The organism is Sporosarcina highlanderae (assembly GCF_030433715.1).
Taxonomy (GTDB): Bacteria; Bacillota; Bacilli; order Bacillales_A; family Planococcaceae; genus Sporosarcina; species Sporosarcina highlanderae.
Genome location: NZ_JAROCC010000013.1, coordinates 81,589 through 95,819 on the forward strand (window position 1 = coordinate 81,589; position 14,231 = coordinate 95,819).

The 14,231-nt window shown below is 40.1% G+C and carries 17 protein-coding genes and 1 pseudogene; 2 read left to right on the forward strand and 16 right to left on the reverse strand.

From position 1 onward, the window contains the following. Positions 1-27 precede the first annotated feature (27 nt). From rpsA to P5G49_RS14960, 7 genes are all read right to left on the reverse strand, one after another. Positions 28-1,170: a 30S ribosomal protein S1 gene (rpsA, locus tag P5G49_RS14930; RefSeq protein WP_301245017.1), complete on the reverse strand. Its 1,143-nt coding sequence runs from the start codon at positions 1,168-1,170 to the stop codon at positions 28-30. An 80-nt stretch (positions 1,171-1,250) separates the two neighbouring features. After that, positions 1,251-1,832, reverse strand: coding sequence for a lysophospholipid acyltransferase family protein (locus P5G49_RS14935; protein ID WP_301245019.1), 582 nt, complete (start codon positions 1,830-1,832; stop codon positions 1,251-1,253). Continuing rightward, entirely contained in the window at positions 1,829-2,506 is a 678-nt protein-coding gene (gene cmk, locus P5G49_RS14940) for a (d)CMP kinase (protein ID WP_301245021.1), read from the reverse strand. Before cmk ends, P5G49_RS14935 begins: the two co-directional genes overlap by 4 nt. A gap of 90 nt (positions 2,507-2,596) precedes the next feature. Next, positions 2,597-3,238, reverse strand: coding sequence for a flagellar brake protein (locus tag P5G49_RS14945; RefSeq protein ID WP_301245023.1), 642 nt, complete (start codon positions 3,236-3,238; stop codon positions 2,597-2,599). A 92-nt stretch (positions 3,239-3,330) separates the two neighbouring features. Beyond that, positions 3,331-4,617 (reverse strand): PepSY1/2 domain-containing protein, encoded by a 1,287-nt coding sequence (locus P5G49_RS14950; RefSeq protein WP_301245025.1) that lies wholly within the window; start codon positions 4,615-4,617, stop codon positions 3,331-3,333. 45 nt (positions 4,618-4,662) lie between these two features. After that, positions 4,663-5,412 (reverse strand): spore cortex-lytic enzyme, encoded by a 750-nt coding sequence (gene sleB / locus P5G49_RS14955; RefSeq protein ID WP_301245057.1) that lies wholly within the window; start codon positions 5,410-5,412, stop codon positions 4,663-4,665. A 178-nt stretch (positions 5,413-5,590) separates the two neighbouring features. Next, positions 5,591-5,737: a hypothetical protein gene (locus tag P5G49_RS14960; RefSeq protein ID WP_301245027.1), complete on the reverse strand. Its 147-nt coding sequence runs from the start codon at positions 5,735-5,737 to the stop codon at positions 5,591-5,593. A gap of 38 nt (positions 5,738-5,775) precedes the next feature. On the opposite strand from P5G49_RS14960, the pseudogene P5G49_RS14965 reads away from it, so the two are divergent. After that, positions 5,776-6,299, forward strand: a pseudogene (locus P5G49_RS14965) (transposase); the annotation flags it as partial. Between the two features lie 274 nt (positions 6,300-6,573). Here the strand turns inward: P5G49_RS14965 and prsW are convergent. The 6 genes from prsW to P5G49_RS14995 all read right to left on the reverse strand — a co-directional run bounded on the left by prsW (position 6,574) and on the right by P5G49_RS14995 (position 12,375). Further along, on the reverse strand, positions 6,574-7,251 hold the full coding sequence (gene prsW, locus P5G49_RS14970; protein WP_301245029.1) for a glutamic-type intramembrane protease PrsW: 678 nt from the start codon (positions 7,249-7,251) through the stop codon (positions 6,574-6,576). Positions 7,252-7,292: 41 nt separating this feature from the next. Next, positions 7,293-8,255: a YpdA family putative bacillithiol disulfide reductase gene (locus P5G49_RS14975; protein WP_301245031.1), complete on the reverse strand. Its 963-nt coding sequence runs from the start codon at positions 8,253-8,255 to the stop codon at positions 7,293-7,295. Positions 8,256-8,334: 79 nt separating this feature from the next. Continuing rightward, positions 8,335-9,108 carry a metallophosphoesterase gene (locus P5G49_RS14980; RefSeq protein WP_301245033.1) on the reverse strand — a complete coding sequence of 258 codons (774 nt, stop codon included), beginning with the start codon at positions 9,106-9,108 and terminating at the stop codon, positions 8,335-8,337. Positions 9,109-9,167: 59 nt separating this feature from the next. Next, on the reverse strand, positions 9,168-9,824 hold the full coding sequence (locus P5G49_RS14985; protein ID WP_301245035.1) for a LysM peptidoglycan-binding domain-containing protein: 657 nt from the start codon (positions 9,822-9,824) through the stop codon (positions 9,168-9,170). A gap of 80 nt (positions 9,825-9,904) precedes the next feature. Next, a complete protein-coding gene (locus P5G49_RS14990; RefSeq protein ID WP_301245037.1) occupies positions 9,905-11,338 on the reverse strand; it encodes a RecQ family ATP-dependent DNA helicase in 1,434 nt (477 codons plus the stop codon). Next, the gene (locus P5G49_RS14995; RefSeq protein ID WP_301245039.1) at positions 11,338-12,375 is read right to left on the reverse strand and encodes a YpbB family protein; all 1,038 of its coding nucleotides are present in this window, start codon (positions 12,373-12,375) and stop codon (positions 11,338-11,340) included. Before P5G49_RS14995 ends, P5G49_RS14990 begins: the two co-directional genes overlap by 1 nt. A gap of 119 nt (positions 12,376-12,494) precedes the next feature. Between P5G49_RS14995 and P5G49_RS15000 the strand changes: the two genes are divergently transcribed. Then, positions 12,495-12,749, forward strand: a complete 255-nt coding sequence (locus P5G49_RS15000) for a ferredoxin (RefSeq protein ID WP_301245041.1) — start codon at positions 12,495-12,497, stop codon at positions 12,747-12,749. A 65-nt stretch (positions 12,750-12,814) separates the two neighbouring features. Here P5G49_RS15000 and P5G49_RS15005 read toward each other — a convergent pair whose 3' ends face one another. The 3 genes from P5G49_RS15005 to P5G49_RS15015 all read right to left on the reverse strand — a co-directional run bounded on the left by P5G49_RS15005 (position 12,815) and on the right by P5G49_RS15015 (position 13,938). Next, the gene (locus P5G49_RS15005; RefSeq protein ID WP_301245043.1) at positions 12,815-13,435 is read right to left on the reverse strand and encodes a hypothetical protein; all 621 of its coding nucleotides are present in this window, start codon (positions 13,433-13,435) and stop codon (positions 12,815-12,817) included. Positions 13,436-13,516: 81 nt separating this feature from the next. Then, positions 13,517-13,663, reverse strand: coding sequence for a hypothetical protein (locus P5G49_RS15010; protein WP_301245059.1), 147 nt, complete (start codon positions 13,661-13,663; stop codon positions 13,517-13,519). Further along, positions 13,660-13,938, reverse strand: a complete 279-nt coding sequence (locus tag P5G49_RS15015; RefSeq protein ID WP_301245045.1) for a hypothetical protein — start codon at positions 13,936-13,938, stop codon at positions 13,660-13,662. The genes P5G49_RS15010 and P5G49_RS15015 overlap by 4 nt, the downstream gene beginning before the upstream one ends. Positions 13,939-14,231: the final 293 nt, after the last annotated feature.

Sequence of the window (14,231 nt, forward strand, 5' to 3'; positions counted from 1 at the left end):
AATCAATTGTTCAATAATTAGTCAAACTTACTCAGTAAATTTTTTGAGTTGGTCTCCGATGACGTCGCTTAGGGAGAATCCTGTTTCCTCTTTCATCTCATAATCGCCGTATGAATTGTCTTCTTCTTCCTTCTCCACCAAGTCTTTAATGCTAAGGGAAAGTCGCTTTTCATCCGAGTTGACATCAACCACTTTAACATCGATAGTTTGGCCTTCTTGCAACACTTCATGAGGTGTTCCAATATGCTGATGGGAGATACGTGAAATATGAACAAGTCCCTCTACACCAGGGAACACTTCAACAAACGCACCATATGAAACAAGGCGTTTTACAGTCCCTTGCAATACCGATCCTTTCGGAGCACGATTTTCAATGTCTTCCCATGGTCCTGGTAACGTTTCTTTAATCGACAAGGAAATACGTTCTGAATCACGGTCTACCGATAGCACCTTAACGTTCACCTTGTCTCCTTCTTTAAGTACATCAGAAACTTTTTCGACGTGCTCGTGGGATAGCTGGGAAATATGAACCAATCCATCCACTCCACCAATATCCACGAATGCACCGAATGATGCGATACGTTGTACAGTCCCTTCAAGTACTTGCCCCTCTTTCAGGTCGGCAAGGATTCCTTCTCTCTTGTTAGCCTTCTCTTCTTGCAGAACTGCCCTATGGGAGAGAATCAAACGGTTTTTCTCCTTGTCCATTTCCACGATTTTAAATTCCATTGTACGCCCTTTATAATCTTCGAACGATTCAACAAAATGATCTTCAACTAAAGATGCTGGGATAAAACCACGCACTCCAAGATCAACTACTAAGCCGCCTTTTACGACGTCCTTAACTTCTGTTTCAATCGTTTGTTGGTTGTTAAATTTTTCTTCAAGGGAATCCCAAGCATTTTCGGCATCCACTTTTCGCTTTGAAAGAACATAGTTCTCATCTTCTACTTTCGTGATGAGTAATTCGAGTTCATCTCCGACCTGTACAGCATCAGATGCTTTTTCAATGTGAAGGCTAGACAGTTCGCTAATTGGGATGACACCGTCAAACGGCGCACCAGAAATTTCGACCATCACCGATTTATCTTCGATTTTTGTCACCTTACCAGTCACACGGTCACCTTCTTTGTAACCGTTCACTTCATCCAAATTCATCTCTTCAGTCATATGTAGTCCTCCTCCATAATGAATCCTATCTCTATATTATTCGAATCGATTCATAAAAACAAAAAATTACTCTTATAAATTTATTTATTCTGTTCTAAAAGGGCTTGGATTTCACTCATAATCACTTCAGTCACTTCTTCAGCAGATGCTTTTGATTCCCTGTAAGTTGTCATGTCTATCGGCTGACCAAAAATGACTTTTAATGTTCTTAACGGTTTGTAGGGACCTACGATTGCACATGGCATGACGACTGCATCGCCTTTAAGAGCAAAGAATCCTGCTCCAGCAAGTCCTTTTCCAAGTTCCCCTGTCTTACTCCTTGTTCCTTCTGGAAACATTCCAACCACTTTACCGCCTCGCAATAATTTTAGAGTGGTTCTAAAAGCTTCGCGATCGCTCATACCCCGTTTTACAGGAAATGCATTGACACTTGGTAGAATGTTTTTCAGTATTGGCAGGTTGAATAGTTCTTCCTTCGCCATGAAATGGACTGTACGTGGACTAGAAATCCCAACAACCGGCGGATCAAAATTATCAATATGATTTGCACAAAGAAGAACCCCACCTTCTTTAGGGAAATTCTCCTTACCAATCACCTTGATCCGATAGAGGGGAAAGAAAATAGTACTGACTAAAAATTTGCCGAAAGGATATAGATTCATTGGTTCATCCTCTTTTCCGCTAACTCAATTACCTTATCAGCCACCTCTTCAATTGACATGGATGTCGTATCAACCAAAATGGCATCCTCTGCCATTTTCAACGGAGATGATTTTCTCTCGCTATCTGCACGGTCCCGCTTCTCAATCTCTTCTTTCAATTGGCCAAGTGGTACATGAATTCCCCTTTTTTCATTTTCCAGAAAACGTCTTTCGGCTCTTTCATCTACGGATGCAGTCATGAATATTTTCAACTCGGCCTTTGGAAGTACTGCAGTTCCGATATCGCGACCATCCATTACTACACCTGTTCCTTCAGCCAATTCTCTTTGTTTCTCCACCATTAGCTGGCGAACAGTAGTATGGGCAGCCACTTCCGAAACATGTGAAGTAACTTCCTGGGATCTAATTTCATCGGAGCAATCTACCCCATCAATCCAAACGGCTTGGCCATTTCTTTCGGGAACTAACACTATTTCAGTATGCTCTAGTAAATCCGCTAAATCTTTATCACTACCCATATTTATGCCCAATTGGATAGCTTTATGCGTCAAAGCTCGATACATCGCACCTGTGTCTATATAGGTATACCCTAATTTTTGTGCAATCCTTTTTGCAATTGTACTTTTACCTGCAGCTGCAGGACCATCAATCGCAATGATAAACCCATTCATCATATCATCTACCCCCGAATTCAATTCGAAAACATTGTATCATATAGAAAAGGGAAAAGTCCTATTTTATAAGGACTTTCCCCGCTACTCATATTATGCGTCATTTCTAGCCTGCAATTGTCTTTCAAAGCAAAACCGGATAATGTTCTGTCTATCCTTAGGTGTGGTATCCAAAAATTGTAGTGAAGCGATGGCACGCTCATTCTTCATCCAAGTACGAATGGCTTGCGCTTCCGTTTTAATATACTTGATCTCATCATTCAGAAAAGGAAGTGCAATCGTCAATCTCACCTTTTCCCCATCTTCAAATGAGTCTTTAGGTCCAAGGTTTAAAGCAATGCCACCCGCACTAATATCATCTGTGACATATTGATGAAAAGTGCCTCCAAAATCCACTGCCACATCAACTGCAGTTTCCACCCGGACATATTCCCGCCTTTGAATTTTTGTCAGCTTTTTATCCCCTGGATAAGAAACCTTTAGCATTGGGATGTCTTTATTTGCCCGTCCGGTCACTTCTGTCTTAAAGGAATAAGAAATATTGTTTTGAACAAAAGAAATTTGCAGTTTTGTACCATCAATAAAAAACGTAGTTCGGTTTGTTTCAATATTCACGGGATAATCAATCATGACGTAGCCTTCGCCCGTGTCAACAACCTTACTTTTAAACTTTTCGCTATTATTTTCTTCTATGTCTTTTACAATGGTTAACGTTGTACCAATAGAAAGGAACAAAGTAAACACCTACCCTTGAATGGTTATATCTATTATGTCATGGGTAGGCATAATTTCCAATATCTAATTTTTTGACAACATCACCAGTACAATTAATCTAACCTTTCGGTCTTTATGACTTCTTCTGTTTCCGTATCAACAATAACGCTATATGTGCCAGTTTGGCCGTGTTCGTCTCGAGTCACAGTTAGATAATGGGAAAGTCTTTGTTCCAGTCTTTCATTTTCAACATAGGCCAATTCTTCTTCTACAATTTGCACATCTTTATGGAAAAACTCTTTCCAATCGATCTTTTTAATTGCTTGTCTATGCAATTTCTCTTTTCTGATGTATTCCGATGCGTCCAAGCCAATAATATCACCATTATCTTTAGCAACTTTCAAATGGATTACGTCCGAAAACACTTTTGCTCCGTAAAATGGTTCTTTCCTAACAAATACGAAATGCCATGCGGTATTATTTTCCCTTGACTCTTGATAAACGAGATCCTTATAATCTGCAGCTTGCAGAAAATCTTCTGCCTTCTTTTTTATTTCTTCAAATGCAAGTGAAGCCTTCCCAAACGGTCTTTCAGAAAGATAGGATAGTACGTGGCCGCCCTTTTCCGTAATATCGATATAACCGATGGATTCTCGATCAGCAAACCGTATGTGGAAAAACGGATATGGAGAGCCAGGTTTACTCATTTCAACACCAATTACGTCATTGGAAACATTCGGGAATAATATCTTAAATCGGTCAATCGCTTCGGCTTGCGTGACCTTGGCATCTTCAATATGTTTTAGTTCTTTTTTCTTCATGGCATCTGATTCACTTGCGGTTAGCGGAAAATCACTTTCCGTATATTGCTTGATGGAAGCACCCATAGTGGACCAATCAAAATCCGGGTTAGATGTGTCCAATTTACGTGTCCATTCATCCATGGAATATTGGCCATCCAACAATCCCGCCGTGGCGAGTTTCCATTCGTTTTGCATTGATCCAAGGTTTTTCGAAGCTTGTGACATTACTTTGTAGTACTCGTCTGGTTGTGCTGCCCGGTCGGCTTCTTTCGCATAATTTCCTACTCTGCTTAAATAGTTCATCCAAGAGGTTGTAAAACTTGCATCAAGAGGCAATGAAGCAACCGAGCTTTTGATATCTGAAGAAAGTCGCCAAATGTCATCTCTTGATTTCTTTGATTCATCTGAATGATTAAACAACAGTGTTTGTTTTACAGCTTTATCGAGCTCTTCCAGTTTATCTGAAGCGTCTGCCATCTTCATTGCGTACTCGTTACTTAATGCCAATGAAAGTCTGTTATTTTCTGTTGTCTTGGTAAAAGCAAATACTGATACAACTATCAGCGCGTATGCAAGAACAAATATAGTTTTTTTCATCGTGGATTTAAACAGCATTTAAAGCTGTTCTTTGATCCTCCTTTATCAATGGCAAAAGATATGCAGTCCAATCTTTTTAATTTGCGGTCTGGACCAAATCCATTTGCTTGTAGCAGTAATCGGATTGAAGTAATAGATGGCATTTTCCGAAGGATCCCAGCCATTCAATGCGTCAAGAACAGCCTCTTTCGCCCGCTCATTAGGGGTCAGCCAAATCTGTCCATCTGCAACAGCGGTGAATGCCCCGGGTTGGAAGATGACGCCACTTACAGTATTAGGAAAGTCGGCATGCTCTACCCGATTCAATATAACGGCTGCTACTGCTACCTGCCCTTCATAGGGTTCACCTCGAGCTTCACCGTATACGGCATTTGCCATCAGTTTAAGATCTTGTTCTGAATACTTAGATGGCAGGTGGATGTTTTCCGATTTACCTCCACCTTGTTTTACTTGTGAAGCCAATGGCTTTCCGCCATAATGGGTAAACTTATTACCTTTCTTCAGATTGTCCATTACAAACTTTTCATCGTAAGAGGAAGCAGCTGTAAGCTTCTTTTTTGTTTGTGAACCGGCAATCCCGTCAATAGGTAAACCGTATTTGTCCTGGAAGTTACGCAATGCCCAGTAGGTGCCATAACCGAACTTCCCGTCGATATTACCATTATAGAATCCGATGTATTGAAGCCTTGCCTGTAATTCAATAACATCATCACCAGTTGCTCCTCTCCCTAAATCACGCGAGCTGAATGCATCGCTTTGGATGGGAGAAGTTGCGTATGCGGAACCAATAAGCATTACAAGTATAAATAGGCGTAGTACTATTTTTTTCAATACAATCCCTCCTTTCTTTCAGTTTGTCCAAACAATTTCTTTTTAGTATCAAGATAAAACAAAAAAAGATTCGGATTTTATCCGAATCTCAGACTGTAGACAAATACATGGATTTTAGTGTTTGCCTATTAGTTTTTTTCTTTTAAAATTGAGATGAAGCTAAAAATGTTGATTTCCGCTGCGAGCGGACGCTTTCCGCGGGCACGGCTTCAGCCGCTTCCCTCGCTGCGCTCAGTCCAGGGTCTTCAGCTCGCGCTGTTCCCGCAGGAGTCGCCACTCTCCGCTCCAATCAACGGTGCTTCCTATTAAATGAATAAGGTGATGGATATAATGACTAAGAATCAAATCAATGAACGAGACCAGTTGGAAATACTGAGCATAGAACAGCTGGTTCCTCAAGACCATCAGGTGCGCAAACTGGATGCGACAATTGATTTCTCCTTTATCTATCCATTAGTTGAAGACCTTTAATCAACCATTGGGAGACCCACATTGATCCTGTAGTTCTGATCAAAATGACATTTATTCAATATACCTTCTGCATTCGTTCAATACGTCAGACAATCTAGGAGATTGCAACGAGCGTGGCATATCGCTGGTTTTTGGGATTCTGCTTTCATACAGAAGTTCCTCACTTTTCTACGGGACAAAGCAGTTTGAAACGGTCGATGACAAAAGAAGGCTTTTTCAGAAAGCACGAATATGTCTATGACGAGCACCATGACCGCTATCTTTGTCCAGAGGGGCAGGTCCTTACATACCGAACAACCGAGAAGGAAGGGTACGGCCAGTATGCATCAACTCCTTCCATTTGTGAATCGTGTCCAGTGATTGGCCAGAGTACTGCGAGTTTAGTTGATTGGAGTGCAGGGCGGCGACTCCTGGGGGATTAGCGAAGCGCGAAGACCCCGCAGGAGCAACGCGACGAGGAGGCTGAGGGCAAGCCCCCCGGAAAGCGTCCGCCCGGAACGGAAATCAACGTCGTGGCATTCAAATTTTGAGCCGAATGCGTAAAATAAAACAAAAGGGATGGAAATCAATTCGATTTCCATCCCTTTTGTCTACAGTCTGAGATTCGGATTTTATCCGAATCTTGGTGGGTCTGAACTATTTCATTTATTAACTTCATTTAAGGGTAGTCTTTTTCCTGAATTGCTGCATGGCGAACGTATGAGCATATTTTACCCGTGTTAAACCGAACCACCATAAAAATAGCATGAAGGGAATAATTAAGTATAGTGATAGGTCATTCACTCCAAGTATTCCATTGTATATGAAATGGAGAATGAAGGGGGCAAAGAAGGCAAAGAATAACATGCCTTTCATATTGGACCTTGTTGTGAATTTTGCCCTACCGAAATAATATCCCATCACGACACCAAATAACGCGTGACTTGAAACAGGCAATAGGGCCCTTAAAAAAGCAGTATCCAATCCAAAAATGAATAGGTAAAGAATGTTTTCTACTGTAGCGAATCCCAGTGAGACACTTGCACCGTAAAGAATCCCATCGTACGCATCTTCAAATTCCATATGCTTGTAAATGGCGATTAATAGTATCAGCCATTTGAAAAACTCTTCAATCCAACTGGTGAAGATGACGTTGAGGAAAAATTCATTAGAGATGATGTTTTCTTCTTCAAATACATGTTGGATGAACATTATTGGAAATGTCATCATGGCGCCATAGATGAAGGTATGAAATAGGGTTCTTGACGGTTCCTTGGCTATTTGTTTGCGTAAGTAAAAATAGCTGAAAAGTGCCAAGCCTGGCGCAATCGCTACTGTAAGTAATATGATCATACCTCGGCCGGCCCCCTTCCTGCCATTTTTTCAAGTTTCCGTTAGCAATTTGCCTCTATATGATTTGCTATTAATACTCCATGATCGCGTCCGTTTTCGATGAAGATTTCGTTTGTATTGTTACCAGCAGCGATTACACCTGCTATATATAATCCTTGAATATTTGTTTCCATTGTCAAGTCGTCATAAGTCGGACGACCTGTTTCTATATCGATTTCAATGCCGATTCGCTCTAAGAAACTATGGTCGGGATGGTAGCCAATCATTGCGAAGACGTAATCGTTCTCAATTGAGATTTTTTTACCTTCCTTTTCAAATACTACAGTATCTGAGGTGATTCCAAGGACATTCGAGTTAAAATGCATGTCAATTTCACCATTTCGAATGAGGCTATCGAAGCCTGGAAGGATCCATGGTTTGACACTCGGGGAATAATCACAACCCCTATAAATAACTGTGACTTTGGCACCTGCACGGACTAATTCTATTGCCGCGTCCACAGCTGAATTCTTTCCTCCGATTACGACAACATTTTTACCGAAAAAGGGATGTGCTTCCTTGAAATAATGAAATACATTAGGCAGGTCCTCACCGGCAATTCCAAGTTTGTTCGGATTATCATAGTAGCCCGTAGCTATAACAATATGTTTTGCTGAATAGGTTTTCAAATTGGTTCGCACTATAAAAACATTATTCTGCTTTTCAACTTCCTCAACCGTTTCAAAACTATTAATGGAGAGCTTCTTTAACTCGGCTACATGCCGATAATAGACTAATGCGTCGTTTCTTTTTGGCTTTTCTTTCGCGGTGATGAAGGGGATATCTCCAATGGATAGCTTGATGCTTGAGCTGAAGAAAGTTTGATGTGTTGGGTATCGATAGATTGAATTGACAATGTTTTCTTTCTCAATTATCAATACGTCCAATCCTTTATTTTGTATTTCAATTGCGGCGGATAATCCACAAGGTCCACCGCCAATTACAATGGCGTCTTTTGCAATCATAATTATCAATCTCCTTAAGCACTTAACAGTGAGTGTATTTCACTCACATTTTGATGTTGAATCGAACAAAGATTCAACATCAATAGTTTATTTTAATGACATGACTCTCTGGGGCTGCCCCAAACCGAAGAGGAACAATGGATGTCCCATAACCATTACTAATCAATTTCGCTCTATCTTTTTGCTCAATAAATTCACCCGGTGGATGTAATGAAAATCTACCAATTCGAATTTGCCCGCCATGGGTATGTCCTGCAAGCATCAATTCCGGACTACATATTTCCTCTACTTTCCTGAATAAATATGGATTATGGGCCGCTACTATCAAATAACGATAGGACTCTGCATTTTTCAGTGATGCCTTAACATCTACGTGCCCACTGGATGGGTCATCGGTTCCGCAAACCCCCCATAGCGGGTGGCTTGGAATTGATGTATCCATATTATCCAAAACAATCCCGCCGTACTTCCTGATAATTCTTCGGATTTCACTTTCTCCGACTTCCCGATCATTATTGCCCCAAACAAACACTATTGGCCCGAGAGTGGCTAACATCCTTATATTTTTTTCAATTCGAGATAGCGGAACGCCTCCTTCCGCAAGATCCCCACCTACGATGATGACATCCATAGATCCAAACGATTTAACTTTATCCAACAACCGTCTGTCAATACGACGCCTGTGTATGTCAGATATAAAAAAAACGGAAAGTTCCTTGCCATGAATAGTTTCTTTTTTGACTTTGTAGGAATGATTAATGACATTTCTACGTTTCGCATAAGTAAACATATACACAAGAATGGCAATTGTAATAGCCGTAACTCCCGCTAAACTATTCAATAGAATTCTCATTACACACCTACCATAATAAAAAAGGCAAAGAACTCGGCTTTGCCTCTTTCATGATTTCATTAAGGAATGATCAGCTTTTGTCCGGCCATAATATCATTTGAAGTTAGCCCGTTTGCTTTCATAATCTTTTCAATTCCAGCATTACTACCATAATAATTCATCGAGATACGATAGAGAGTTTCATTTTCAGCGACGATATGAGTTTTTGATAGTGTTTGCTCGGTAGGTTTACCTTCATTTTTAGGTTTTTCCGAAACAACAGTGGAATCTTTCTTCTCAGTTGCAGACGGATTAACATTGACTACTGGTTTTTTGGAATCTGATTCCTCTTCAGGTTCTTGTTCAGCATTCCCCTCGGAAGCATTTTCATCCTCATCTTCTTTCTGAATATCAAGGACGACAGAAGCTGAATCATCAGTTTTACCAGAAGAAGAATTAGTATCCACTTCCACAGAAAACTCTGTATTTCCAACTTTCGCTGAGCCACTATCCGTTCCATAGTAGTAATTATAAATAACATATACGAAAATTAATATGGGTATGAATGTAAAAACGCCAAGGATGACATTGATCATAGTATATCTTGAAGTTTTTTTCTGCTTCCGCTGACGGCCATATCGTTCCGCGCGGGAAGGCAACCTTGTAATCTCAGGCTGATCAAGTTCAATTTCTTTGCGATTATTTTCGAATTCAACTTTATAATCATCATTTTTCATCGACAAATTCTCCTATCCAACGGTGCTCTTCCTTATATTATGACGAATATTGTCGTAAATGTAAACGTTCATCAGACCTGTTAACCAAGAAGATTGGTAATTCTTTCATCCCAACTGACCAATTCATTCGTCTTTTTCTTTAAAGATTTATCAGTAAGCCATTCCAACACTTCCAACCCACAGATTGAGCAGCATGCTTCCGGCTTTTCGTTGCACTGTTCACCAAAATACGACAAGACCATTTCTCGGACACATTGCTCGGAACGTACAAGGTGGAGCATTTTTCTGAGTTCTGTTTCTTTTTCAGCCGAAAGAGTATCCATTACTTCAAGAACCTCATCTAAAGTATGCCTTTCCAAATAATAGTCTACTATTCGTTTTCCAGTATCCGTCATGCCTGCTAACTCTGCCGATTCGGATGGGTCACGACCTTCAGAAAGCATATTTGCATAATGACGCAACTGACTTTCGTCTGGCCTATCCGACTGTATGATAAAACTCGTCATTCTTTCATCGACAGGTATATAAAGTAGCGTAGCGGCGGCAGGTCTGCCGTCCCTGCCAGCCCTCCCAACTTCCTGTAGATAGGCTGCAATGGTTGATGGGAGGTGCTCATGAATAACTTGTCGGATATCACTTTTATGTACACCCATCCCAAATGCATTCGTTGCGGATATCCATTCCAGTTCATTATTTAAGAATTGTTCTTGGATGATCGCACGATCGTCTTGTTCTTTCCCCGCATGATACGATTGGATAGCTACACCCGCCTCTTGTAATTCAAACGCCAATTCATCTGCCCGTTTGCGTGAAGAGGTATAAATGATTCCTGGACCGGTTGTCTGCAAAATTCGTTCCTTAATCCAATCTGTTTTTTCTAAAGTCGAATTCAGTTGAATGATCGAGTAAGAGATATTCGGTCGATCCAATGAGTGTCTTTGGATGATTGGCTCGTTCATCTTCAAATAGCGCGTTATATCATTTATCACTTTTGAATCGGCTGTTGCTGTCAAGGCCAGAATCGGGGAATTATAGGAAGATAAGAATTCTCCGATCCGTAAATAATCAGGACGGAAATCAAACCCCCATTGCGAAATACAATGGGCTTCGTCGATAACTATAAGGCCAATTTCAATCTTTTTCAGATGAAGACCGAAGGATTTATGCGAAAGCATCTCCGGCGAGACGAAGATGAACTTATAATTTCCAAGGCTTGCGAGTATTCTACTTCTCTCAGTAAAAGATAGGAAAGAATTCAACGCAACGACTCGTTTCTCCCCATTTTTCCTCATTTGCATCACTTGGTCTTCCATTAAAGATACAAGAGGTGAAATGATTAAAACGGATCCCGGCATAATATATCCAGGTAATTGATAACAAAGCGATTTCCCCATTCCTGTCGGCAGGATAGCAATGCAATCGCGTTTATTTAACACATGTTTAATCACTTCTTCCTGACCAGGGCGAAAATGACTGTATCCAAACCGCTCCTTGAGTAACGCTTGTAAATCCATTACGAATCACCTTCTCTATTGACAGTTAAAATTAATCTAAGCTCAAAATAGGAAAGCATTTGAAATTCATTCTTCAATAACTTAAGCCTTTTCGTGCCCATTTCTTCTGATTTTGATAGGACAGCTTGAATGGTATCTTTGGAAACAAAATGAGTAACAGGGAACCGCTCGTCATTCGTCGCCATCTCGATGATATGATCCTCAATTGTACTCATTTTCAAATTACGGGTTTTAGAGATGTCCTTCATCGAATATCCCTGGTCGAATAGCTTTTTTGTTCTTAATGCCGAATCAGTTAAATAGGAATGTACTTTTATATCGAATGCACATTTATTTAAAAACGGATAGTTTTCGGGATTTTCAACGACGGGTAATAGCATATGTAGACTTTCTATGAACAATAAGTAGACCGCTGATGGTGAACTATCCAATTCAGAGGCAAGCTGATCATAGGTTTTCGCTGTTTCCCCCCTGCCCGTCAGCCTATTTGCAAATATATATTTCTGACGATCACTAATCCCACTTGTTACAAGAGCCCGTTTGAGTTCTTCACTGATTCTCTTCCCAAATTTCGGGTCAGTAAGCGGCTTACCTTCAAGAAGACGTTTCACAAAAAGCTGGATTTCCCGGTCCCTTTGAATTGGGTTGAATGATGTGGAGCCTGTCCTAAAATATGAAATCGTTTGGACTGCCAATGCAATTCTTCCGAAAAACACCTTTTCTCTGCCCCGGTAATCCCACCCTTTAAAACGAGGTAACTGGAAATGTTGTACTTCCACTCCTCCTTTTTCTGTAAGTCTACAGAATTTCTCGTCAGAAGTGATCAAAGCTTTGTTGATCAATTCATCTGCAGTCTGTTGGTATAAAACCTCATCCAATTTTGGCCAAATTCCGAATAAAGGTTTGAGATCGAAATACTCAACGTCCTGTAATGTCTGACCTGATTTTTTGCCTCGCAACAGGTGCAAGCCCGCATTTAACGTTCGCTCTCCATTCATTTTATTTATAATAAATAATAGAATTGAAGACAAATCCATGTCAAATTCCCCCTGAATCGATGGTATATTAATGTTTTATTGTTGAAAAGTAGTGAAAACAGCATTAGAATGGTAAGGGAACTAAATAGATTGTGCGGAGAAAAGAGGAGAGAACGTCAATGACTTGCAAAAAATACACCATCGTTGACCAGGATACATGTATCGCATGTGGAGCTTGCGGCGCTGCTGCACCTGACATCTACGATTATGACGATGAGGGAATTGCTTTTGTTATTTTAGATGATAACATGGGTACGACTGAAGTTCCAGAAGAACTATTGGAGGACATGGAAGATGCATTTGATGGTTGCCCAACAGACTCTATCAAAGTCGCAGATGCTCCATTCGATGGCGATCCGTTAAAATACGAATAGGTACCTGTGCAGGAAACATTCATGTTAATTCGGTCAATTAGAATTGTTTCCTGCAGATGTACCACTTACTGTCTAAACCCATGTTTTTCCTTGAAAGCATCGATCCACTCCATATCGACCGGCCCATTAAGAACTTTATAATATGAGGAATGATTAAAAGACAGGAGCCGATTCTCATAAATGGAAGCGCCCGTTGTCTTACCCTTTAAGTAAATCATGACCTGAAATCCTTTTTCCCCTGAAACATTGCTATCCCACTCGGTGTCCTTCATCTTTTTAACTCGATACCGGCCTAAAAACTCCATCAATTCTTCTACAGGTTCCGTATCTTCCATTCGCGAATCGGAAAAATTGAGTTCCATCGCCTTGAATTTTGAAGATTTATAAGTGATTAAGTCATCCAAACCTTTTTCCCTATGGTCGTCATATACATTCCATGAGAATAACAGCACTACACCTACGCTTCCGATCATGTGATACTTTAACGGTATTTTAATCACAAGCAACCTTGCGGTCAAAAATGCCGCAGGAATGACTAATAAGATGATGGCCAGGAAGCCGAGAGCTTCCGGTATAAGACTCCCGTAAAACCACAGATTCCACGCAAAAGCAAAAATCTTAAAATATAACAAGAAAAATAGGATTCCCCAGAAGAAAAACGCAAATTTACCCTTCGTTGTATCCACTTTAACTCACTCCCTTTGAGGGTACCTGCGCAAGAATCAATTCAATTAATTTGATTTGTTTTTTTCCTGCATAGGAACCACTTACTTGTAAAATACCCCAACTATCCAAACTATCAAATACATTGAAACTCCAACAATTATCGCCCCAGCAATCAAATAACCGATCGACCAAATAATAAATTTGAAAACATCATATATTGCACCTGCCAAGTCATCTATGAATCTCAATATTTCCTCCTCCATAACATATAGTTTAATCTTTTCACAGCTATAAAAGATAGTAAGATTCCTATTAAAAGAAAAACCATTGACCCGATTAGTACCTTTATTGGTGATGTAAAATGTATTGGTCTAATAGATGTAATATCATCCTCTTTCGAAGTAATTTCATTAATAGTTTTTACTGTCCACCAATCATCAACAGTTGAATGATTGGCAGCCAGATAAATCCATAATAAAAAACTAAGATAAGTAAATAACCACACACCTACTATCCGATTCATTAAATCACCCCATCTAAAGCATTCTACATTTCTCTATAAACTCCTTCATTGAGTAAATTACACTTAAAAACTTTCAGATTTACTTTTGAATCGCATGGAAAATTGCTAAATTGTTGCGAGTCGGTTATAAACGCATTTACGGGTGGTAAGAAAGCTTCCGCCTTAAAAGAATATCAACAGTTATTGTGGCTAGATAAAAAGGCTACCCCGCAATCGGAGGCCACTGAAAAACTTACGTTTTTAAATGTACAAGGCACTCTAAAATCTAAAAAGGCACCATTTCGTTCTTTCTT